We start from the raw sequence: 21,042 nt of genomic DNA, 5'->3' as shown, positions 1-21,042 counted from the left end.
TGATCGCACAGATTCTTTGCCCATGTGGCCGCATCGGGCGGCCGGTAACAGGACTGGAGGTGGCAGATGAACATGCGCACACTGGCCGTCTTTGCGGGCGGCATCTTCGCAGCCGGCCTTGCACTGGCCCAGCCCGGGCAAAGCGGCCAGCCCGGCCCCGGCGGTCAGCCCGGGCCACAAGGCGGGCGCGGCTGGGGCAACCACGGCATGATGGGCGGCTACGGCGGCTACGGCGGCGGCATGATGGGGCCGGGCATGATGGGCGGCTTCGGGTGGCGCAACATTCCCGACCTGACAGCGGACCAGCGCAGCAAGATCGACGCCATCCGGCGCGACTTGCGCAACCGCCAGTTCACGCTGATGGACCAGATGCACGACCAGATGCATGGCACGCCGTTCTATCGCAATGGCCAGTTCGACGAGCAGGCGGCGCGGCGCGCGTACGAGTCAACCGAAAAGTTGCGGCGGCAAATGTTCGAGAACGCGCTGGATGCGCACAAGCGCATGGATGCGCTGCTGACACCGGCCCAGCGCCAGCAGGTGGCGCGGCAGTATGGGGGGCAGCAGTAGGCTGCCGCAGGGTGGGCAGATTCTGCCCACGCGTTCAAGCTGTGGTCGAATGGAAGCACGGCATCCCGCTGCCGTCCGGGGCTGTCAGACGCTGGTCGAACGCGTGGGCAGGGAAACCCGCCCACCCTGCACTTATGGCAGCTCGAACACGCCGATCGATTCGACGTGCGAGGTGTGCGGGAACATGTTGGCGATGCCGGCCTTGCGCATCACGTAGCCGGCCCGGTGCACCAGGATGCCGGCGTCGCGCGCGAGCGTCGAGGGGCTGCACGAGACGTACACGATGCGGCGCGGCAGCAGCTCGGACTGGGTTTCCTTCAGCTCGGCCAGCGCCAGCGCCAGCGCCACGGCGCCGTCGCGCGGCGGGTCGATCAGCATGCGGTCGAACTTGCCCAGCGCGATCAGGTCGTCCTTGGTCACCTCGAACAGGTTGCGCGTGTAGAAGGTGGTCTTGTCCGACACACCATTGGCCCTGGCGTTCTCCAGCGCGCGCGTGGTGAGCGCGGTGCTGCCTTCGATGCCGACCACTTCGCGCGCCTGCGTTGCCAGCGGCAGCGTAAAGTTGCCCAGGCCACAGAACAGGTCGGCCACGCGCTCGCCCGGCTGCACGTCCAGCAGGCGCAGCGCCTTGGAGACCAGCACCCGGTTGATCTGGTGGTTCACCTGGGTGAAGTCAGTCGGCTTGAACGGCATCCTGATGCCGAACTCGGGCAGCGTGTAGTACAGCTCTTTATCAAGCGGATAGAACGGATAGACCGTGTCCGGGCCCTTCGGCTGCAGCCACCACTGGATGTTCCACTGGTCGGCAAAGGCCTTGAGCAGTTCCTCGTCCTGTGGCGTGAGCGGCGCCATGTTGCGCATCACGAGCGCGGTGGTTTCCTCGCCCACCGCCACCTCGATCTGCGGCATCTGGGTGTAGATCGACAGCGCGCGCACCAGCGCGCGCAGCGGCACCAGCAGCTGCGCCACGTGCGGCGGCAGGATGTGGCACTGGGTCATGTCGGCCACGTAGGACGAGTGCTTTTCGTGAAAGCCCACCAGCACCGTTTCCTTCTTGGCCACGTAGCGCACCGACAGCCGCGCGCGGTAGCGGTAGCCCCAGGTCGGGCCTTGCAGCGGGCGCATGATGTTCTCGGCCTTGACCTTGCCGAGGTGCCACAGGTTGTCTTCCAGCACGCGCTGCTTGATGGCGACCTGGGCCGTGGGCTCGAGGTGCTGCATCGAGCAGCCGCCGCAGTTGTCGAAGTGCTGGCACTTGGGTTCCACCCGCATCGACGAGGCGCGGCGCAAGGTAACCAGGCGGCCCGACTCCCAGTTCTTCTTCTTGCGCAGGGTCTCGAAACTGACACGCTCGCCCGGCAGCGCGCCCTCGACGAAAATCACCTTGCCGGGCGTGCCGTCCTCGTTGTCGAGGTGGCCAACGCCGCGCGCTTCCATGTCGAGGGCTTTAATGTCGATGAAGGTTTCTTGCATGTGAATGAAGACTGGAAATCAAACTGGCAAACGCCACGCACCGCCCTCCCGTGGCCGGGAACGGCGGTGACGAGCATGGTTGATCGGGCGGGAGGAACGCAGGGCTCAAGCCAACCGCAAACCGGGGATCATAGCAAGGAATCGCGCACGACGCCACGGGCGGCCATGGCCCGCTTGAGCTTGACGAGCGCCTCTTGCTGGATCTGGCGCACGCGCTCGCGCGTCACGCCCATCTCCTCGGCCAGGGTCTCGAGGGTGGCGGGGTCGTCGTTGTCCAGGCCAAAGCGGCGCATCACGACTACCCGCTGCTTGTCGGGCAGCTTGGCCAGCCAGTCGCGCACCAGCGCGGTCATTTCGTGCTGCTCGGCGCGCGTGTCGGGGCTGTCGTCCGTTTCGCCGGGCAACATGTCCATCAGGCTCGACTGCGGATCGTTGTCCAGCGGCGCGTCGAGCGAGGTGGCGTGCTCGGACAGCGCCAGGATGTCCTGCACCTCTTCCACCGGGCGCCCGACCAGGCTGGCGATATCTTCGCTGGAGGCGTCCTTGCCGTTGTGGCGCTGCGCTTCCAGGTGGTACTTGGCGCGCAGGATCTGGTTGAGCTCGCGCACCATGTGCACCGGCAGCCGCACGGTGCGCGCCTGGTTCATGATCGCCCGTTCGATGCTCTGGCGTATCCACCAGGTGGCATAGGTCGAAAACCGGAAACCGCGCTCCGGCTCGAACTTGTCGATGGCGCGCATCAGGCCGATGTTGCCTTCCTCGATCATGTCGAGCAGCACGACCCCGCGGTTGATGTAGTGCTTGGCGATCGACACCACCAGCCGCAGGTTGTGTTCGATCATTTTCTGGCGCGCGGCGAAGTCGCCGGCCTTGGCCAGGGTGGCGTAGTGCGCCTCCTCGGTGGCCGACAGCAGCGGGCGCGAGCCGATCTGGTTCAGGTAGTGCTGAGTGGTGTCGGTGGACAACTCGGCGGCGAGCATCTTCTTGAGCTCGTCCACGCTTTCGAGCACGACATTGCCCTCGGGCCCCTGCTCGCCCGGCTCGGCGGCGGGCGCGCTGCCCTCCGCATCGAGCAACACGTCGTCGAGCGGCTCGTCCGGGGTGTCGTCCGAGGCGTCGTGCTCCAGATGCGGCTGCGTCATTGGCCCTCCTTAACGGCTGGGCAAGAACCTCGTGGGGTCGACTGGCTTGCCCTGCTGGCGGATTTCGAAATGCAGTTTGACCGAATCGGCGTCGGTATCGCCCATTTCGGCGATGACCTGGCCTTTGCTGACGGTGTCACCCTCTTTGACCACGATCGCGCGGTTGTGGGCATAAGCCGACAGCAACGTGTTGCTGTGTTTGACGATCACGAGATTACCATAACCACGGATGCCGCTGCCGGCATACATCACCTTTCCTGCGCCTGCCGCCATCACCTGCTGGCCGGCCCTGCCGGCGATGTCGATGCCCTTGTTCTTGCCGTCATCAAAGGTGGCGACAATCTTGCCGTTGGCCGGCCACATCCAGCTCAGGCGCTCGTCGTCGTTGGCGGTGACGATGGTGCCGGGCGCCGGGCCGGAGGCAACGTTCTCGGCCTTCTCGTTCCTGTCCGGCTTGACCGCCTCGGCCACGTTCGTTTCCTGGCGCTTGGGCACGACCTTGCGCGACGGCGTCTGGCCGGCCTTCTCCGGCATCTGGACCGGGTTGGTCTGGACGCCGGCGACGCGGTCAGGCGGGCACACCCGCAACACCTGTCCGACCTTAATATCGTCCGGATCGGCGAGGTTGTTCCACGTCACGATGTCGCGGTAGTTCTGGCCATGGTCAAGCGCGATGCGCAGCAGCGTATCGCCCTTGCGCACCGTATAGGAACCACGGGAATCCGGTTTGGACTCCTCGCTGGCGGCGGCCGGCGCCGGCGCCGGCGCGGCCGGTTTCACGGGGTGGTGGGCGGATTGCACCGGGCGGTCGATGACCGGGGCCTGGCGCGTCGGCGTGCTGCAGGCGGCGAGCAGGCCGAGGGTGAGGGTCAACAGGGCAAGGCGTGGTAATTGTTTCATTCTCATCTTGTCTAGAGTCGTGCAAGAATCAGGCGAGGCCTGGGCGCAGCGGGACGAAATGGCAGGATTCGAGCGTTTCGCTGGCCCATTCGTGGGGCCCGATGCGCGTGATGCGTTGCAGTTGCTGGTTCTGGGCGCCGACCGGCGCCACCAGGCGGCCGCCGATGGCAAGCTGTTCGAGCAGGGCGCGCGGCACTTCCAGCCCGGCCGCAGCCAGGATGATGCCGTCGAACGGCGCGGCCTGCGGCAGTCCCAGCATACCATCGCCATATTGCAGTCGAATGTTGGAAATGCGCAAGGGGCGCAGGTTGGTCTTGGCCAGTTCGTGCAGCGGCTTGATGCGTTCGATCGAGTACACCTCGCCGGCAACGCAGGACAGCACCGCGGCCTGGTAGCCGCAGCCGGTGCCGATCTCGAGCACCTTGCCCAGCGTGCCGCCCTCGCCCATCGCCTCGATCATGCGGGCCACGATGTAGGGCTGGGAAATGGTCTGGTTGTGGCCGATGGGCAGCGAGGCGTCGATGTACGCCTGGGCCGACAGTGCCGGCTCGATGAACATGTGGCGCGGCACGGCTTCGAGCGCGGCCAGCACCTTGTGATCCTTGACCCCGCGCCGGGCCACGCCGGCGGCCATTGCGCGGCGCAAGGCTTCGGTGGCCTGCAGGTCCGAGCGCGGCGCCACCGTGGCCGACTGGGCAAACGCCCCCTGCCGGACGGGCGCCGCCGGCGCGCCAAAGCCGGGTGCACGCTGCGGCACCGGCGCCGGCTGCGGGAAGGCGGCGCCGCGCAGCGGCACCGGGGCGGCCTGGGGGAACGCGGCCACGCGCGGCGCGGCCCGTGGCGGCTGGACGGCAGCGGCGGCGCGCGGGGCGGCCGGCTGGGCGTAGGCCGGCGCGCGTACCGTCGCTTCCTGTTGATACGAAGCGCGCGCGGGGCCCGCCTGGCCGGCGGTGCGGGCGTTCTGCGTGGCGGTCTGCGGCGTGGCCACCACCCGGGCCGGCTCGGCAGGCTTGCGGGCGGGGCCGGTCACCGAGGACAGCGGCAACGGGAAATTGCTGCGCTCCTTCTTCACGGCAGCTCCTGCGCCAGGCGCTCGAGCTGGCTCCGGTGGGTCAAATCGATCTGCAGCGGCGTCAGCGACACCTGGCCCTGGGCGGTGGCATGGAAATCGGTGCCCTCGCCCGCATCGCGGCAGGCGCCGGGCGCGCCGATCCAGAAGATCTCGCGGCCGCGCGGGTCGTGCGACCGGATCACCGGCTCGGCCTGGTGGCGGCGCCCCAGGCGCGTGGCCACCCGCTTGCCGAGCTGCTCGTAGGGCAGGTTCGGAATGTTCACGTTCAGCAGGAACGGCGAAGGCAAGGCGTCGAACCGGCGCAGCACGATCTCCCGCGCCACGCGCGCAGCCGAATCGATGTGTTCCCAGCCGGGATTGACCTGCGAGAAAGCGATCGCCGGGATGCCAAACAGGTAGGCCTCGGTGGCCGCGGCGACGGTGCCTGAGTACAGCGTGTCGTCGCCCATGTTCTGGCCGTTGTTGATGCCCGAGACAACCAGGTCGGGCCGGTAGTCGAGCAGGCCGGTCAGGGCCACGTGCACGCAGTCGGTGGGGGTGCCGTTGACGAAATAAAAACCGTTGGCGGCCCGGTTGACCGACAGCGGGCGGTCGAGCGACAACGAGTTGGAAGCGCCCGAACGATTGCTGTCCGGCGCCACCACGACGATCTCGGCGATGTCCGCGAGCGCCCCGGCCAGCGCGTTGATGCCGGGTGCGAGATAGCCGTCGTCGTTACTGATAAGGATACGCATACCCCAGATTTTACCTGAAGCAATGCCCGCATCGCTCGCTTGCCTTCAACATTAATTTACATTTGGGTCTCCAGCTTTACCGTTCAGAAACGTTTTGCACCATGTTGCCGCGCCGCGCCGGCGCCCCGCGCTGCCCCGAACACCACTCACCGCATTGCCATTGGTCGCCCCGCCGCCGCCTCGATCAGGGCGCCCTCGAGCGACGAGGCGTAGTCTTGCGTGAACGCGAGCGCCGCGTCCATGTCGCCGTCTTGCATGTACACGCGCTTGATCATGGCCACGCCGCGCTGGCGCAGGGGATGCGAGACGCTCAGGCGCAAAATCGGCTTGCGCAGGCTGTCGGCCAGCGCACGGGCCTCGCGCGGGCTGCTGTCCATCATCTTTTGCAGCTGCGCCAGCCTGTCGTCCAGCGATTCGCCAACGCCCAGGTCGCGCCGGTCGCCAGGCCCGCCGCGCTGGCCCGGCAAGGCGCTGTGCGGGTCATGCGGCCCGGATGCGATGGCGCGCAGCCGGTTGAACTGCTGCACGCTCTCCTCGAGCTTGCGCGCGTCCACGCTGTGCCCCTGGCTCGACAGCGTGGCGGCCAGCAGTTTTTTGCTGCGCAAGGTTTCCTGGTCGTCCATCCCGTGGATACGTTCCTGCAGATTGACCACATGCTGCTGCAGCCGTCGCGCCTCTTCCAGGTCGCCCTGCTGGCTGAGCGTGGAGGCCAGCCGCATCTGGATGCTGAGCGTGTCCGGGTGCTCCGAGCCGAAGCGCCGCTCGCGCGCCCGGGCCAGCGCCTCCTGCATCCTGCGCACGGCGTCCAGGTCGCCCTGGGCCGCGAAGATCTCGGCCAGTGTCTCGCGCGCCTGCAGGGTTGCCGCCCCGTCCGGGCCGGCGTGCTTCTCGCGGGCGCGCACCACGTCTTCCTGCAGCTTGCGCGCGTTGGCCAGGTCGCCCAGCTCGCACAAAAGCGAGGCCAGCTGCTGGGTGCAGCGCAGCGTATCCTCGTGTTCGGCGCCGAGCAGGCGCTGGCGGCCTTCCAGCACGCGCTCGTACACCATGCGGCCCCGGCTCAGCTCGCCCTGGCGGGTCAGGGTCTCGGCCTGCCCGGCCAGGCTGTCGAGCGTCGCCATGTGCCCGCGCCCGAAGTGCTGTTCGCAGGCTTGCGTGATCTGCTCGTGCAGTTCGAGCGCGCGCTCGAACTCGCCCAGCTGCGACAGCGTGGCCGCCAGCGCGGAACGGGCCGCCAGCGTTTCCGGGTGGTCGGCGCCGGCCATGCGCTGGCAATCGTCCACCAGGGTCTGGATCATGAACTTTGCCTCGTGCAGCTTGCCGGAATCGCGCAGCAGCGTGGCCAGCGCGGCGCGGCTGGCGCGCGTTTCGGCATGGTCGGCGCCAAGCACGCGCTGGCGCAAGCCGATGCTCTCTTCAAGGCACTCCTGCGCCAGGCGCTCGCGCCCCTGGCGCTGGTAGATCCGGGCCAGCGCGGCCAGGTCGCGCGCCAGCGGCACCGCCGCTTCGGTGGCGATGCCGTCGCGGAACGCGGCGCGCGCCGCGTCGATTGATGCCAGCAGTTCGACTTCGGCGCGCGACTGCCACGGCAGGCGGCCAGGCACGATCCAGTCGAGCAGGGTTTCCAGCGTGCGCGTGAGCGAGAAGCGATCGGCGTCGCGCTCGGGCACCAGGCCCAGGTGCTCGCCGCCGACCGTGGCGTTGGTCTGCTGCAGCTGCACTTCGTCGAGGTAGCTGTCGAGCGAGAGCCGCGACACGCCGTAGCAGGCCCGCAGCAGCTTTTCCAGCATGGGCTGGTAGCCCGGCACGCCCTTGTACGGGTCGCCGCGCCGCCACAGCAGGCGCCGCTCGCAGTCGCCGCTGTCGATCGCGTATGGCACCGGGTACACCAGCAGCGGGCGCTGCTCGTCCTCGTGCGTGCAGCGGTAGTCGATGGCGCGCGTGACCACGCCGCTCATGCCCTCGATGCTGCGCGGGTTGGGCGTGAACAGCGCCACCAGCTTGTCCGGCAGCAGCGTGGTGCACACCGACACGGCGGCCGAGCGCCCGCCGCGCGCGTCGATCAGCACATGCTGGAACTGGCGCGTCAGGTGGGCGGCAAAGCTGCGAAACAGCGCCGGGCAGTCGGCGAACAGGCCGTCCCAGTCCATGCGGTCGGCGCGCTCGCCATAGGTGTCGTCGAAGCGGCCGGCGCGCATCAGGTACAGCGGGCGGCTTTCGTCAACGCGTTCGACATAGCTCTCCCAGTCGATTGCCTCCAGCGCCAGCCGCGCGCGCTCCTCGTCCGGCTCGTCGGCGTGGGTGCGCGCCAGGCCTTGCAGTTGCTCGCGGCAGGCGTCGAAGTATTCGAGCAGGCCGGGCCGGTCGTCGTGCCGCGCGAACAGGTGGTGCAGGCCGGGCGCCTCGGTATCCCAATCGATCATCAGCACCGGAACGGTGGCGTTCCGGCGGCTCGCCAGCAGCATGGCCATGCTGGACAAGGTCACGCTGCGCGCGGTGCCGCTTTCGAATGAGTAGAACGTGGTGACCTCGCCCGGCGCGGCAATTGGCGGCAGCGTAATGCGGTTGATTTCCATATTGCTCCTCATTTTTTTGGAAAAGTTAGAACCGGTTGTTCTCGCCACTCGGGTGGGACATCGGGGAGCACGAACTGGTTGCAATCATGTCCCGGCGGCATGTTCTTTTTCTGGAGCTGGTAGTGATTGGCGATCCGTTTGACGATCTTGTCGATGTCGGGCAAGAAATCGGGGTTCGATTTCAGGTCGGCGGTCGCCATCGTGAAATGGGAAAAGTCCACGTACAGGCTCGATTGCGTGATCTGCGGCGGCAGCTTGTCCGGATGCTGGGTCATGATCACGGGGATGATCAGGTGGCTCGGCATTTCGTACCAGGCGGCGCGCTCTTCTTCGAGCTTGCGCATGGCGGCGTATTCGCGCCGGGTGTAGGCGTGCGCCTCGTACTTCGGGGTGTAGATGAGGATCATGCACACGCTCTCGCACATGGCGCGTGCGATCTTGTGGTCGAGGTCGTCACCGCCGCCGAGCTGCTCGGTGTCGATGAACAGCTCGTCCTCGTTGTTGAAGTATGGCTCGAGATAGCAACGCAAGGCATCGGCCAGCGCGATCTTGAACTTGTTCATCAAATCGTGTTTGCCGTGTGCATAGCTGAAGAAACAGCCGTAACGGATCGCCATTTCATCCCCCCTCAGTCATGCTCACTGGCGCGCTCGCACCAGAGACTCTAACAAGCTATGGATGAGGGATTTTGCGGGTGCACAAACGGGCCGGACACGCGGACGCGCCGCGTGCCTTACGGTAGGGTGGGCAGCTTGCCTGCCCACGCGTTCAACCAGTGCATGCAATCATTGGACGCGTGGGCAGGAGGACCTGCCCACCCTACCGCGAATCGGCCTGGCTGGCTGGGCTCCTGAAGAACGCCACGACCTCGTCCTGCACCCGTGTGCGCTTGAACGGCGGCAGGCTTTGCCAGATGCGACGGCCGTACGGCTTGGAAATGATGCGCGGGTCGCAAATCATCAGCACGCCACGGTCGTCGACGTCGCGGATCAGGCGGCCGGCGCCTTGCTTGAGCGTGATGATCGCTTCGGGCAACTGGTGATGCATGAAGCCGTTCAGGCCCTTCTTCTCCATCACTTCGATGCGCGCGGCCAGCACCGGGTCGTCCGGCGGGGCGAACGGCAGCTTGTCGATGATGACCAGCGACAGCGCGTCGCCGCGCACGTCCACGCCTTCCCAGAAACTCTGGCTGCCCACGAGCACCGCATTGCCTGCGTTGCGGAACGCGTCGAGCAGTTCGGTGCGTCCGCGCTCGCCCTGCACGAACAGCGGGAAATCGAGCCCGCGCGCGGCGAACTCGGCACGCAGCCGCTCGGCCACGCGATTGACGGCGCGGATTGTGGTGCACAGGAAGAAGGTGCGGCCTCCGGCGGCCTCGATGACCGGCAGCGCGCAATCGACCACGGCATCGGTGTAGCCCATCGAGTTGGGTTCCGGCAGCCCCGTGGGGACGTACAGGATGCCTTGCTCGCCGTAATTGAACGGGCTCGGCCAGGTCTGCGCCGGCTCGCCGGTCAGGCCCATCTGGCTGGCGAAGTGCTTGAAGTCGTTCTTCACCGCCAGCGTGGCCGAGGTGAAGATCCAGCTGCGCGGCGTGCCGGCGCGCTGGCCGGAAAAAATCGGCGCGATCGACAGCGGCGTCTTGTGCAATTGCAGCGAGGACGAGAACGCCTCGACCCACAGCACCGCCTGGTCGCCCTCCACTTCCTTGCCCTTGGCCTCGGGCTTCCAGTCGTCGTAGGCGGCCGCCAGTTCGACCGCGCGCACGCGGCACTGCTCGAGCGACTCGGCCGCCGCGGCATGCGCTTCGAGCACGGTCACCAGGCCCGCCAGCTCTTCCTTGAGCTTGTCCAGCGCCGGGAAGAACTCGGAACTGGGCAAAATCTGCGGCAGGGACAGGCGCATGTTGTCCTGCGAAAACGCGAGGCGCAGGTCGCGCGCGGCCTTTTCCACCACGGTCACGGCCTTGGCCCAATCGGTCGCGCCGCGCGCGTGCGCCAACCCCTCGGCCAGCACGTCGCGGCACAGCTCGAGCACCTGCGAGGTCGAGACGCTCTTGCCGAAGAACAGCGTCGCGGTGTCCGGCAACTGGTGGGCCTCGTCGAAGATGATGGTGTTGGCCGATGGCAGCAGCTCGGCCACGCCGGTGTCCTTCAGCGCCACGTCGGCGAAGAACAGGTGGTGGTTGACCACAACCACGTCCGCCTGCTGCGCCTCGCGGCGCGCCTTCATCACGAAGCAGTCCTGGTAATACTGGCACTCCTGCCCCATGCAGGTGTCGCGGGTGGAGGTGACCAGATTCCAGACCGACGCATTCTCGGGCACCTTGGCCAGCTCGGCCTTGTCGCCCGAGTTGGTCATCTTGATGAAGCGCGAGATCTCGCGCAGGTGGCCCACGTCATCGCGCGAGGTCAGGCGGCCGTTCTGCAGCGTGCGCTCCAGGTGGTAATGGCAGACGTAGTTCGAGCGCCCCTTGAGCAATGCCACCGAGACCGGCGCACGCAGTGCCATGCGCACGGTCGGGATGTCGCGCAGGAACAGCTGGTCCTGCAGGTTCTTGGTCCCGGTCGAGACGATGGTCTTGCCGCCCCACAGCAGCGCTGGCACCAGGTAGGCGAAGGTCTTGCCGGTGCCGGTGCCGGCCTCGGCCATGAGCGTGGTCTGGTTCGCGATCGCGCCGGCCACCGCCTTCGCCATCTCGGTCTGCGACTGGCGCGGCTTGAACGTGCCGACGGCAGGCGCGAGCGGGCCGCCCGCGCCGAACAGGCGGTCGATCTCGGCGTCGTATTTGCCGGGCGGCTGTTCGGGTGCGGCGGAAACGCTCTGGCCGGGTTCGCCTGGTGCGGCGCCCGGGACGGGAAGATGGTCGGTCAAGGGATGTCGGGCAGTCAGGCCGGGACGTCCGGCACGAGCTGCATTTTCAGCAGGGTGATGTGATCTTTGAGCTGTAGTTTACGCTTTTTCAGGCGGCGCAGTTGCAACTGGTCCGCGTGGCCGTCGAGCGTGAGCATGGCGATGACCGCGTCGAGGTCACGGTGTTCCACATCGAGTTCGATAATGCGGCGCTGGATCTCCTGGACGTCCATGTCGTACCTGTTCCCAACAGTTTTGTTTTGTTACAAAAACTTCCCGCACGCGGGGACCGTTGCCGCCTACAATCAAGCAGTCCCGCACGTCACGGCTTGCAACATTTATGGTTCTCGGTGCATAGTTTAATCTACGCCGACGTTGCCGCCAACAAAAGTTGGCGGACGTGACACGGAAACGCTCCAAGTATATGAGTTCATACAAGATCGAAGCGGGAACCGCGCAACATATCGGCAACCGCCCGCAGCAGAACGACCGGGTGGCCCTGCTGACCGGCGCGCGCGCCCCCGGCTACGTGCTGGCCGTGCTGTCGGACGGCGTGGCCGGGTCGCAGGCCTCGGAGCAGGTGCTGCACACGGCCAAGCATGTGTTCGACCTCTACAAGCCCGGCGACCGCCCCAGCGTGGAGCGTCTCGGCCAGCTGCTGCGCGAGATCGTCGACGAAACCCACATGATCATCAAGATGAACGCGGTGGCGCACAAGACCGAGGCGCTGGCCAGTTTCGTCGGCTTGATCCTGTCGCCCCATGGCGACGCGGTGTGGGCGCACGTCGGTGATTCGCGGCTGTACCATTTCTCGAACGGCAAGTGCATGGCGCGCACCAGCGATGCCCGCTATGTCGAGCACCTCGTCGCCAGCGACAAGCTGCCGCCGGACGCGGCGCGCAACCACCGCAAGTCCAAGCTGTTGCTCAATCTGATGGGCAATAGTCACAAGGCACCGTTCGTGACGATCGGCAGCTACACCGGGCTCAAGGCGGGCGACAGCTTCCTGCTGGCGACGGACGGGCTGTGGCATTTCTTTACCGACGTCGAACTGGGCGCAGCCATTTCGCGCGCGACGCCGCGCCAGGCGTCCGAAATGCTCATCAACAAAGCGGGCGAGCGGGCCCAGGGCAAGGGCGGCAATTGCACGATGGCTATCATCAAGCTGGTGCAGCCGCCGCAGCAGGGGACGCCGGGAATCGCGCCGGGGCCGAAACCGTTGCGCTGACGGGCCGATTTGCCGTCCGGGCAGGTTCGGCCGGCGGCCCAATCGGGATCTGGTTGAACGCGTGGGCAGCCAAGCTGCCCACCCTACGCCGGCTATTGCTGGTTGGGCGCCGGCGGCGTCAGGGCTTCCTTCTTCGCTTCCTTGGCGCGCTTTTCGGCCATGCGCTCGGCCACCTTGCGCTGGCGCTCTTCCGATTCGCGCTTGCGCGCCTCGTAGTCGCGCACGTTGGCCTGGCGCCTGGCCGCCTCGGCCTGTTCCTGCGCCTGTGCCTTCTGCAGCCTGGCGTTGTGTTTGGCGATGCGCTCGGCCACCGGCGACGGGCGCGGCGGCGGCTCCTCGGTGGGCTGGCGCGGCGCGGCCGGCGGCTGGGCGGCCATGCGCGCCTCTTCCTCGCGGTAGCGCGCCTCGGCTTCGGCCAGCGCGCGGTCACGCTCCTCCACCTTGGCCTTGCGCTTGAAGTGCTCGGCTTCGATTTCGATCGAGCGCTGGGCCGCCAGCGCGCTGCGGCGGCGCTCCTTGGCCTCATCAAGACAGCGGGTGACGAAGAACTTCTGGTAGCACACCCGTTCGCGCTCGACAAAGCGGGCCTCGATCGCCGCACGCTCGGCCGCTACCGCGGCCAGGCGCTGGTCGGCCTGCTCCACCGAAGTGGTTGGCGTGGGCGCCGGGCCCGACGCCACTTGCTGTTCGCTCGCGCAACCGGCGGCCAGTGCGCCAGCGATCGCCAGCGCGCTTGCGGTACGAAGTGCTGCCATTGGTTTCATCGATCAGGTCCTTTCAGCTGCATCAGGCAAGCGAATCGGCGGCGCTGCGGCGCTCGGCCAGCATGTATTCACGCGACTGCATTTCAATGATACGCGAGACCGTGCGGTGAAACTCGTTCGACAGCACGCCCTTGGTGTAAAGCTGGTCGGGGGCCACCTCGGCCGACATGATCAGCTTGACCTTGTGGTCGTAGAACACGTCCACAAGCCAGGTGAAACGGCGCGCCTCGGACGACTGCGCGGCCGACATCGCCGGCACCCCCGACAGGATCACCGTGTGAAAGCGTTCGGACAGTTCGAGGTAGTCGTTCTGCGAACGCGGGCCGCCGCACAGGGTGGCGAAGTCGAACCAGATCACGCCGCCGGCGCGGCGCAAGGCGCGGATCTCGCGCTGCTCGATGTGCACGCGCGGGTCCTCGTCGGCGGTATCGGCCAGCTTGGCCCAGGCGTCGCGCAGCGCCTGGTCGGAGCTTGCGCCCAGCGGCGTGTAGTAGGCCTGCACCTGCTCCAGCGCGCGGTGGCGGTAGTCGATGCCGGCGTCCACGTTCATCACGTCGAGCTTTTCCTTGAGCAGCGCAATGGTGGGCAGCATGCGGTCGCGATGCAGGCCATCCGGGTACAGCAGGTCGGGGTCGTAGTTCGAGGTCATCACGAAGGTGACGCCGTTGGCGAACAGGGCCGACATCAGGTTATACAGGATCATCGCGTCGGCGATATCCGAGACGTGGAATTCGTCGAAGCAGATCAGGCGGTACTTGCGGGCGATGCGCCTGGCCACTTCGTCGAGGGGGTCGGCCACGCCTTTCAGTTCGTCGAGCTGGCGGTGCACGCCGCGCATGAATTCGTGGAAGTGCAGGCGCGTCTTGCGCACCACCGGCACCACCGAATAGAAACTGTCCATCAAAAACGACTTGCCGCGGCCAACCCCGCCCCACATGTACACGCCGCGCGGCACGTCGGGACGGTTGATCAGGCGCTTGAAGCTGGACGAGCGCTTGCCCTTGTATGCCACCCATTCGTCGTACGCGCGCTGCAGGCGGTCGACCGCACGCTGCTGCGCGGGGTCGGGTTTGTAGCCGCGCTCTTTCAGCGCGTGTTCGTAATACTGTTGTACGTTCATGGGTGAGATGGGGTGATGCTTGACGTAGGGTGGGCAGCTGCACCGACGGTGCGTGCACGTCGATTCCCGTGCGCTGCCCACGCGTTCAATCCGCGCTGGCACTGTGGTTGTGCCGGCCCCGGTTGAACGCGTGGGCGGGAAACCCGCCCACCCTACATGATGAGCCGCGGGGCTCTTAGAAGTTCAGCGAACGCTTGTCGACGGCGAGCGCTGCTTCCTTGGTCGCTTCGGACAGCGACGGGTGCGCGTGGCAGATGCGCGCGATGTCCTCGGACGAGGCCTTGAACTCCATCGCCACCACGGCTTCCGAAATCAGCTCGGATGCCATCGGGCCGATGATGTGCACGCCCAGGATTTCGTCGGTGGTCGCGTCAGCCAGGAACTTGACCATGCCGTTGGTATCGCCCAGCGCGCGCGCACGGCCGTTGGCCATGAACGGGAAGGTGCCGGCCTTGTACGCCACGCCTTCGGCCTTGAGCGCCTGCTCGGTCTTGCCGACCCAGGCGATCTCCGGCGAGGTGTAGATCACCCACGGGATGGTGTTGAAGTTGACGTGGCCGTGCTGGCCGGCGATGCGCTCGGCAACCGCGACGCCCTCTTCTTCCGCCTTGTGCGCCAGCATCGGGCCGCGCACGACGTCGCCCACCGCCCACACGTTCGGCAGGTTGGTGCGGCACTCGTCGTCCACGACGATGAAGCCGCGTTCGTCGGTTTTCAGGCCAACCGATTCGATACCCAGGCCGTTGGTGTTCGGCACGCGGCCGATCGAGACGATCAGCTTGTCGAAGGTGGCTTTCTGCGCTTCGCCCTTGGCGTCGGCGTATTCCACGGTGACGTTGTTCTCGCCCTTGGTGATCGCACCGATCTTGCAGCCCAGGTTGATCGACAGGCCCTGCTTGGTGAACAGCTTCTGCGCTTCCTTGGCGATCTGCTCGTCCACTGCGCCGAGGAAGGTCGGCAGGCCTTCCAGCACCGTGACCTTGGCACCCAGGCGGCGCCACACGCTGCCCATCTCCAGGCCGATCACGCCGGCGCCGATCACGCCCAGGTTGGCCGGCACGGCGTCGATCGCCAGCGCGCCGGTGTTCGACAGGATCAGCTTCTCGTCAAACGCGGCGCCCGGCAGTTCGCGCGCGTTCGAGCCGGTGGCGACGATCACGTGCTTGGCCTGCAGGGTGTCGGTGGTCTGGCCGGACACGTTGACGGTGTAGCCGCCCTCGCCCGCGCCGGCAAAGGTGCCGCGGCCGTGGAAGAAGCTGACCTTGTTCTTTTTAAACAGGTACAGGATGCCGTCGTTGTTGGCCTTGACCACGCCGTCCTTGCGCTTGAGGAGCTGGGCCAGGTTCAGCGACAGGCCCGACACTTCGATGCCGTGCTCCTTGAAGCCGTGGCCGGCGTGCTCGTAATGCTCGGACGACTGCAGCAGTGCCTTGGACGGGATGCAGCCGACGTTGGTGCAGGTGCCGCCCGGAGCCGGGCCGCCTTTTGCGTTGGCCCACTCGTCGATGCAGGCGGTGTTAAAGCCCAGCTGCGCCGCGCGGATCGCGGCGATGTAGCCGCCGGGGCCGCCGCCGATCACGACGACGTCAAATTGTTTTGCGTTGCTCATTCTTGTTTCCTTAGTTGGCGTTCAGCGCGAGCCACTCACTTCGAAACCGTCGTCCCCGCGAAGGCGGGGACCCATAGACGGTTTGCTGCATCAGGAGGGGCCGCGTTATCGCAACCTCAGCATGGGTCCCCGCCTTCGCGGGGACGACGTTGGTTGGTTGCGCTGGCTGAACGGATTGATCTTATTCTTCTGGAACGAAAATCCACATCAGGATGTAGATCAGGAACCCAAAGCCGAAGGTGAGCGTGAACAGCACGAACACCAGCCGCCACACCCACGACTCCACGCCAGAGGCTACCGCCAGGCCGCCGCACACGCCGCCTAGCCAGCGGTCGGTGCGCGAGCGGCGCAGGCTGTTGATCTCGCCGGACAGGGTGCCGTCGCCCTTGTTCAGGTTGACGGTGGAGCTGGCCAGCACCCTGGCCTTGGCCTGCTCGAATTCCGCGTCCGACAGCGCGCCGGCCTGGTGCAGTTCGTGCAAACGTTTGATTTCATCGGAGATCATCGATCGATCCTCAACAAGTCACAGTCAGCACGCGCCGCACGGCAGGCCAGCGCGCAGTCCCGATTACAGGTCCAGCAGCAGGCGCGCCGGGTCTTCCAGCGCTTCCTTCATCGCCACCAGGCCCAGCACGGCTTCGCGGCCGTCGATGATGCGGTGGTCGTACGACATGGCCAGGTAGTTCATCGGGCGGATCACGATCTCGCCATTCTCGACCACGGCGCGGTCCTTGGTGGCGTGGATGCCCAGGATCGCCGACTGCGGCGGGTTGATGATCGGGGTCGACAGCATCGAGCCGAACACGCCGCCGTTCGAGATCGAGAACGTACCGCCGGTCAGCTCTTCCAGGGTTAGCTTGCCGTCCTTGGCTTTCTGGCCGAATTCGCCGATCTTCTTCTCGATCTCGGCGATCGACAGCTGGTCGGCATCACGCAGGATCGGCACCACCAGGCCACGCGGCGAACCGACCGCGATACCGATGTCGAAGTAGCCGTGGTAGATGATGTCGTTGCCGTCCACCGAGGCGTTCAGGATCGGGTACTTCTTCAGCGCGGCGACAGCGGCCTTGACGAAGAACGACATGAAGCCGAGCTTGACGCCGTGCTCCTTCTCGAACTTGTCCTTGTACTTGTTACGCAGATCCATGACCGGCTTCATGTTCACTTCGTTGAAGGTGGTCAGGATGGCGTTGGTCGATTGCGACTGCAGCAGGCGCTCGGCGATACGGGCGCGCAGGCGGCTCATCGGCACGCGCTCTTCCGGACGGTCGCCCAGGTTCACGCTCGGGGCCGGGACTTGCTGCAGGGCCGGCTTGGCCGCTTGCGGCGCCAGCGGAGCCGGTGCGGCCGGCTTGGCGGCCACGGCGGCCAGGGCGTCGCCCTTGGTCACGCGGCCATCGCGGCCGGTGCCGGCCACTTGTGCTGCGTTCATCGCGTTGTCAGCCAGGATCTTGGCCGCGGCCGGCATGGCGACGCCGGCTTTCGAACCGCCGGCTTCGGCGGCCGGTGCAGCGGCGGCCGGAGCGGCTGCCTGGACCGGGGCGGCCGCCACTTGCAGCGGGCTGGTCTGGGCCGAGGCTTCGGTGTCGATGATGGCGATCACTTCGCCCGACACGACGGTCGAGCCGTCGCCCTTGATGATCTGGGTGATCACGCCGGCGCCAGGCGCGGGAAGCTCGAGGACCACCTTGTCGGTCTCGATGTCGATCAGGTTTTCGTCGCGCGAGACGGCCTCGCCGGTTTTCTTGTGCCAGGACAGCAGGGTCGCTTCAGCAACCGATTCCGACAGTTGGGGGACCTTGACTTCGATTTGTGCCATTTAAAAACTCCGTAAATTATTCTGTGCGCACGTCGCGCTGTTCAGTGTGCAGGCGCCGCGCGGGTAGCGCGGCGCTCTCGTGGCCTTACTTGGTCAGCACGAAACCCTTGATCTTCGCGAACGCGGTTTCCAGCAGTTCCTTCTGCTGCGCGACGTGCTTGTCGCTGTAGCCGACGGCCGGTGCTGCCGATGCCGGACGGCCGGCGTACGACAGGCGCTGGCCCGCTTCCATGTTTTCGAAGATGTTGTGCTGGATCTGGAACCACGGGCCCTGGTTCTGCGGCTCGTCCTGTGCCCACACCACCTCGGTCGCGTTCGGGAACTTCTTCAGTTCGGCGGCAAACGATTTGTGCGGGAACGGGTACATCTGCTCGACACGGATGATGGCCACGTCGGTGGCGCCGCGGGTCTTGCGGGTGTTGACCAGGTCGTAGTACACCTTGCCCGAGCAGGCGATCACGCGCTTGACCTTGCCCGCTTCGATCTTGTCGTCCACTTCGCCGATCACGGTCTGGAACGCGCCCTTGGCCAGGTCGGTCAGCGGCGAGCCGGCGTCCTTGTTACGCAGCAGCGACTTCGGCGTGAAGATCACGAGCGGCTTGCGGAACTGGCGCACCATCTGGCGGCGCAGCAGGTGGAAGATCTGCGCGGCGGTGGTCGGCTGCACCACTTGCATGTTGTTGTCGGCGCACAGCTGCAGGAAGCGCTCGATGCGGGCCGACGAGTGCTCCGGACCCTGGCCTTCGTAGCCGTGCGGGAGCATCATCACCAGGCCCGACGCGCGGCCCCACTTCACTTCGCCCGAGGCGATGAACTGGTCGATGACCACTTGCGCGCCGTTGGCGAAGTCGCCGAACTGGGCTTCCCAGATGGTCAGGGTGTTCGGCTCGGCGGTCGAGTAGCCGTATTCGAAGCCCAGCACCGCTTCTTCCGACAGCACGGAGTCGATGACGGTGAACGGCGCCTGGCTGTCCGACACGTTCTGCAGCGGCACATAGGTGCCGGCATCCCACTTCTCGCGGTTCTGGTCGTGCAGCACGGCGTGGCGGTGCACGAAGGTGCCGCGGCCGGCGTCCTGGCCCGACAGGCGGATCGGGTAGCCCGAAGCCAGCAGGGTCGCGTAGGCCAGGTGTTCGCCCATGCCCCAGTCCAGGTTCATTTCGCCGCGGCCCATGGTGGCGCGGTCGGCCAGCACTTTTTCAACCAGCGAGTGCAGCTTGAAGCCTTCCGGCACGGTGGTGATCTTCTGCGCCAGGCGCTTCAGTTCGGTCTGCGGCACGGCGGTGTCGGCAGCGTCGGTCCACTTCTTGCCCAGGAACGGCGCCCAATCGACCGCGTATTTGTTCTTGAAGTCGGTCAGCACCGGGTCCACCGTGTGCTTGCCGGCGTCCATCGCGGCGCGGTAGCCGGCGACCATCTGGTCGGCGAAGTCGGCGGCCGTGGTGCCCTGGGTGGCCAGCTTGTCGGCGTACAGCTTGCGGGTGCCGGGGTGCTTGCCGATTTTCTTGTACATCAGCGGCTGGGTCAGGGCCGGGGTGTCCTGCTCGTTGTGGCCCAGCTTGCGGTAGCAGACGATGTCCACCACCACGTCCTTGCCGAATTCGGTGCGGTAGTCCATCGCGATCTGCGAGGCCAGCACCACCGCTTCCGGATCGTCGGCGTTCACGTGGAACACCGGCGCCTCGATCATCTTGACCACGTCGGTGCAGTACACGGTCGAGCGGGTGTCGCGCGGGTCCGAGGTGGTGAAGCCGATCTGGTTGTTGATCACCAGGTGGACCGTGCCGCCGGTGCCGTAGCCGCGGGTCTGGGCCAGGTTCAGGGTCTCCATGACCACGCCCTGGCCGGCGAATGCGGCATCGCCGTGCACCAGGATCGGCAGCACTTGCTTGCCTTCCGGGTCGCCGCGGCGGTCCATGCGTGCCTTGACCGAGCCTTCCACCACCGGGTTGACGATCTCCAGGTGCGACGGGTTGAATGCCAGCGACAGGTGCACCGGGCCGCCGGTGGTCGAGATGTCGCTCGAGAAGCCCTGGTGGTATTTCACGTCGCCCGACGGCAGGTCGTCGGCGTGCTTGCCTTCGAATTCTTCGAACAGGTCGGCCGGCGACTTGCCCAGGGTGTTGACCAGCACGTTCAGGCGGCCGCGGTGGGCCATGCCGATCACGATTTCCTGGATGCCTTTTTCGCCGGCGCGCTGGATCACTTCGTCCATCGAGGCGATGAACGATTCGCCGCCTTCGAGCGAGAAGCGCTTGGCGCCGACGTAGCGGGTGTGCAGGTAGCGCTCCAGGCCTTCGGCCGCGGTCAGGCGCTCGAGGATGTGTTTTTTCTTTTCGGCGGTGAAGGTCGGGGTCGAGCGGATCGACTCGAGCTTCTCTTGCAGCCAGCGTTTTTCGGTCGGGTCGGTCACGAACATGAACTCGGCACCGATCGAGCGGCAGTAGGTGTCACGCAGCATGTTCAGCAGGTCGCGCAGGGACGCGTTCTCCACGCCGAAGTAGGTATTGCTGATGTTGAACACCGTGTCGAGGTCGGCTTCGGTGAAGCCGTAGAACGACGGGTCCAGTTCAGGCAGGGCCGGACGCTCGGTGCGCTGCAGCGGGTCCAGGTTGGCCCAGCGCAGGCCCAGGTTGCGGTAGGCGGCGATCAGCTGGGTGACGGCGACGCTCTTGCGTGCCAGTTCCGGGTCGGCGCCGGCGGTGACGGTGCGGATCGGGCCGTGCTTGGCGCGTTCTGCGAAGGAGGCAATCACGGAGGAGTGCACGACGTCGGGCTTGCTGCTGCCATCGACGGCCGGCACGTGCTGCATGGCGTCGAAATAGGAGCGCCAATTGTCCGGGACCGAGCCTGGGTTGTTCAGGTAGGCTTCGTACAACTCTTCCACGTAAGGCGCGTTACCGCCAAACAGGTACGAGTTGCCTTCATATTGCTTCATCATTCTTGCTCACCTTTCTTCGCGTTTCGCGATTGTGGCGGGTTAATCTAACCTTCCGCGACACGGCCTGACCGGTTAGCGGATCGCACTTACTAGACATCAAGTTGTGGGGAAGGACTAAAAGCGACAGAATTCGTTGCTTGGGAAAGCCGCTCAGAATAGCACGCAACATTGTAACGCAACATCCCGACCAGCGGAAAAACGGCAATCTTTTGGCGGTTTTGCTACGCAGCCGTATTTTGTTCGG

General features: G+C 66.2%; 17 protein-coding genes. 2 read left to right on the top strand and 15 right to left on the bottom strand.

From position 1 onward, the window contains the following. The first annotated feature begins 66 nt into the window (after positions 1-66). Positions 67-570: a Spy/CpxP family protein refolding chaperone gene (locus NX773_RS03860; RefSeq protein ID WP_258855046.1), complete on the top strand. Its 504-nt coding sequence runs from the start codon at positions 67-69 to the stop codon at positions 568-570. A 132-nt stretch (positions 571-702) separates the two neighbouring features. Here the strand turns inward: NX773_RS03860 and rlmD are convergent, their stop codons facing one another. The 9 genes from rlmD to NX773_RS03815 form a co-directional block, all read right to left on the bottom strand. Next, positions 703-2,043, bottom strand: coding sequence for a 23S rRNA (uracil(1939)-C(5))-methyltransferase RlmD (rlmD, locus tag NX773_RS03855; RefSeq protein WP_258855045.1), 1,341 nt, complete (start codon positions 2,041-2,043; stop codon positions 703-705). A gap of 128 nt (positions 2,044-2,171) precedes the next feature. After that, complete coding sequence (rpoS, locus tag NX773_RS03850; RefSeq protein WP_258855044.1) at positions 2,172-3,185, bottom strand: RNA polymerase sigma factor RpoS; 1,014 nt, start codon at positions 3,183-3,185, stop codon at positions 2,172-2,174. Between the two features lie 9 nt (positions 3,186-3,194). Further along, positions 3,195-4,085 carry a peptidoglycan DD-metalloendopeptidase family protein gene (locus NX773_RS03845; RefSeq protein WP_258855838.1) on the bottom strand — a complete coding sequence of 297 codons (891 nt, stop codon included), beginning with the start codon at positions 4,083-4,085 and terminating at the stop codon, positions 3,195-3,197. A 28-nt stretch (positions 4,086-4,113) separates the two neighbouring features. Then, positions 4,114-5,157: a protein-L-isoaspartate(D-aspartate) O-methyltransferase gene (locus NX773_RS03840; RefSeq protein WP_258855043.1), complete on the bottom strand. Its 1,044-nt coding sequence runs from the start codon at positions 5,155-5,157 to the stop codon at positions 4,114-4,116. Continuing rightward, positions 5,154-5,891: a 5'/3'-nucleotidase SurE gene (surE, locus tag NX773_RS03835; RefSeq protein WP_258855042.1), complete on the bottom strand. Its 738-nt coding sequence runs from the start codon at positions 5,889-5,891 to the stop codon at positions 5,154-5,156. The genes NX773_RS03840 and surE overlap by 4 nt, the downstream gene beginning before the upstream one ends. A 146-nt stretch (positions 5,892-6,037) precedes the next feature. Further along, on the bottom strand, positions 6,038-8,464 hold the full coding sequence (locus tag NX773_RS03830) for a tetratricopeptide repeat protein (protein WP_258855041.1): 2,427 nt from the start codon (positions 8,462-8,464) through the stop codon (positions 6,038-6,040). An 8-nt stretch (positions 8,465-8,472) separates the two neighbouring features. Continuing rightward, the gene (locus NX773_RS03825) at positions 8,473-9,081 is read right to left on the bottom strand and encodes a toll/interleukin-1 receptor domain-containing protein (protein WP_258855040.1); all 609 of its coding nucleotides are present in this window, start codon (positions 9,079-9,081) and stop codon (positions 8,473-8,475) included. A 202-nt stretch (positions 9,082-9,283) separates the two neighbouring features. Continuing rightward, positions 9,284-11,356 carry a DNA repair helicase YoaA gene (gene yoaA / locus NX773_RS03820; protein ID WP_502572674.1) on the bottom strand — a complete coding sequence of 691 codons (2,073 nt, stop codon included), beginning with the start codon at positions 11,354-11,356 and terminating at the stop codon, positions 9,284-9,286. Beyond that, positions 11,353-11,550 carry a YdcH family protein gene (locus tag NX773_RS03815; RefSeq protein ID WP_258811062.1) on the bottom strand — a complete coding sequence of 66 codons (198 nt, stop codon included), beginning with the start codon at positions 11,548-11,550 and terminating at the stop codon, positions 11,353-11,355. Before NX773_RS03815 ends, yoaA begins: the two co-directional genes overlap by 4 nt. Positions 11,551-11,741: 191 nt before the next feature. On the opposite strand from NX773_RS03815, the gene NX773_RS03810 reads away from it, so the two are divergent. After that, positions 11,742-12,545 carry a PP2C family protein-serine/threonine phosphatase gene (locus tag NX773_RS03810; RefSeq protein WP_258855038.1) on the top strand — a complete coding sequence of 268 codons (804 nt, stop codon included), beginning with the start codon at positions 11,742-11,744 and terminating at the stop codon, positions 12,543-12,545. 92 nt (positions 12,546-12,637) lie between these two features. On the opposite strand, the gene NX773_RS03805 is transcribed toward NX773_RS03810, so the two are convergent. The 6 genes from NX773_RS03805 to NX773_RS03780 all read right to left on the bottom strand — a co-directional run bounded on the left by NX773_RS03805 (position 12,638) and on the right by NX773_RS03780 (position 20,798). Then, the gene (locus NX773_RS03805) at positions 12,638-13,309 is read right to left on the bottom strand and encodes a hypothetical protein (RefSeq protein ID WP_258855037.1); all 672 of its coding nucleotides are present in this window, start codon (positions 13,307-13,309) and stop codon (positions 12,638-12,640) included. 22 nt (positions 13,310-13,331) lie between these two features. Continuing rightward, on the bottom strand, positions 13,332-14,429 hold the full coding sequence (gene zapE, locus NX773_RS03800) for a cell division protein ZapE (protein WP_258855036.1): 1,098 nt from the start codon (positions 14,427-14,429) through the stop codon (positions 13,332-13,334). Between the two features lie 175 nt (positions 14,430-14,604). Next, on the bottom strand, positions 14,605-16,038 hold the full coding sequence (lpdA, locus tag NX773_RS03795; RefSeq protein ID WP_258855035.1) for a dihydrolipoyl dehydrogenase: 1,434 nt from the start codon (positions 16,036-16,038) through the stop codon (positions 14,605-14,607). A 181-nt stretch (positions 16,039-16,219) separates the two neighbouring features. Further along, positions 16,220-16,543 carry a PspC domain-containing protein gene (locus NX773_RS03790; RefSeq protein ID WP_258855034.1) on the bottom strand — a complete coding sequence of 108 codons (324 nt, stop codon included), beginning with the start codon at positions 16,541-16,543 and terminating at the stop codon, positions 16,220-16,222. 63 nt (positions 16,544-16,606) lie between these two features. Beyond that, positions 16,607-17,857, bottom strand: coding sequence for a 2-oxoglutarate dehydrogenase complex dihydrolipoyllysine-residue succinyltransferase (gene odhB / locus NX773_RS03785; protein WP_258855033.1), 1,251 nt, complete (start codon positions 17,855-17,857; stop codon positions 16,607-16,609). Positions 17,858-17,942: 85 nt separating this feature from the next. Further along, positions 17,943-20,798, bottom strand: a complete 2,856-nt coding sequence (locus NX773_RS03780) for a 2-oxoglutarate dehydrogenase E1 component (protein ID WP_258855032.1) — start codon at positions 20,796-20,798, stop codon at positions 17,943-17,945. Positions 20,799-21,042 lie beyond the last annotated feature (244 nt).

Source organism: Massilia solisilvae, from assembly GCF_024753215.1.
Classification (GTDB): domain Bacteria; phylum Pseudomonadota; class Gammaproteobacteria; order Burkholderiales; family Burkholderiaceae_D; genus Telluria; species Telluria solisilvae.
This window is presented reverse-complemented; position numbering and strand designations above follow the sequence as displayed.

Bases quoted from the DNA above. Each gene is read 5' to 3' on its own strand.
- NX773_RS03860 (WP_258855046.1), top strand. From the start codon at position 67: ATGAACATGCGCACACTGGCCGTCTTTGCGGGCGGCATCTTCGCAGCC.
- rlmD (WP_258855045.1), bottom strand. From the start codon at position 2,043: ATGCAAGAAACCTTCATCGACATTAAAGCCCTCGACATGGAAGCGCGC.
- rpoS (WP_258855044.1), bottom strand. From the start codon at position 3,185: ATGACGCAGCCGCATCTGGAGCACGACGCCTCGGACGACACCCCGGAC.
- NX773_RS03845 (WP_258855838.1), bottom strand. From the start codon at position 4,085: ATGAAACAATTACCACGCCTTGCCCTGTTGACCCTCACCCTCGGCCTG.
- surE (WP_258855042.1), bottom strand. From the start codon at position 5,891: ATGCGTATCCTTATCAGTAACGACGACGGCTATCTCGCACCCGGCATC.
- NX773_RS03830 (WP_258855041.1), bottom strand. From the start codon at position 8,464: ATGGAAATCAACCGCATTACGCTGCCGCCAATTGCCGCGCCGGGCGAG.
- NX773_RS03825 (WP_258855040.1), bottom strand. From the start codon at position 9,081: ATGGCGATCCGTTACGGCTGTTTCTTCAGCTATGCACACGGCAAACAC.
- NX773_RS03815 (WP_258811062.1), bottom strand. From the start codon at position 11,550: ATGGACGTCCAGGAGATCCAGCGCCGCATTATCGAACTCGATGTGGAA.
- NX773_RS03810 (WP_258855038.1), top strand. From the start codon at position 11,742: ATGAGTTCATACAAGATCGAAGCGGGAACCGCGCAACATATCGGCAAC.
- NX773_RS03805 (WP_258855037.1), bottom strand. From the start codon at position 13,309: ATGAAACCAATGGCAGCACTTCGTACCGCAAGCGCGCTGGCGATCGCT.
- zapE (WP_258855036.1), bottom strand. From the start codon at position 14,429: ATGAACGTACAACAGTATTACGAACACGCGCTGAAAGAGCGCGGCTAC.
- lpdA (WP_258855035.1), bottom strand. From the start codon at position 16,038: ATGAGCAACGCAAAACAATTTGACGTCGTCGTGATCGGCGGCGGCCCC.
- NX773_RS03790 (WP_258855034.1), bottom strand. From the start codon at position 16,543: ATGATCTCCGATGAAATCAAACGTTTGCACGAACTGCACCAGGCCGGC.
- odhB (WP_258855033.1), bottom strand. From the start codon at position 17,857: ATGGCACAAATCGAAGTCAAGGTCCCCCAACTGTCGGAATCGGTTGCT.
- NX773_RS03780 (WP_258855032.1), bottom strand. From the start codon at position 20,798: ATGATGAAGCAATATGAAGGCAACTCGTACCTGTTTGGCGGTAACGCG.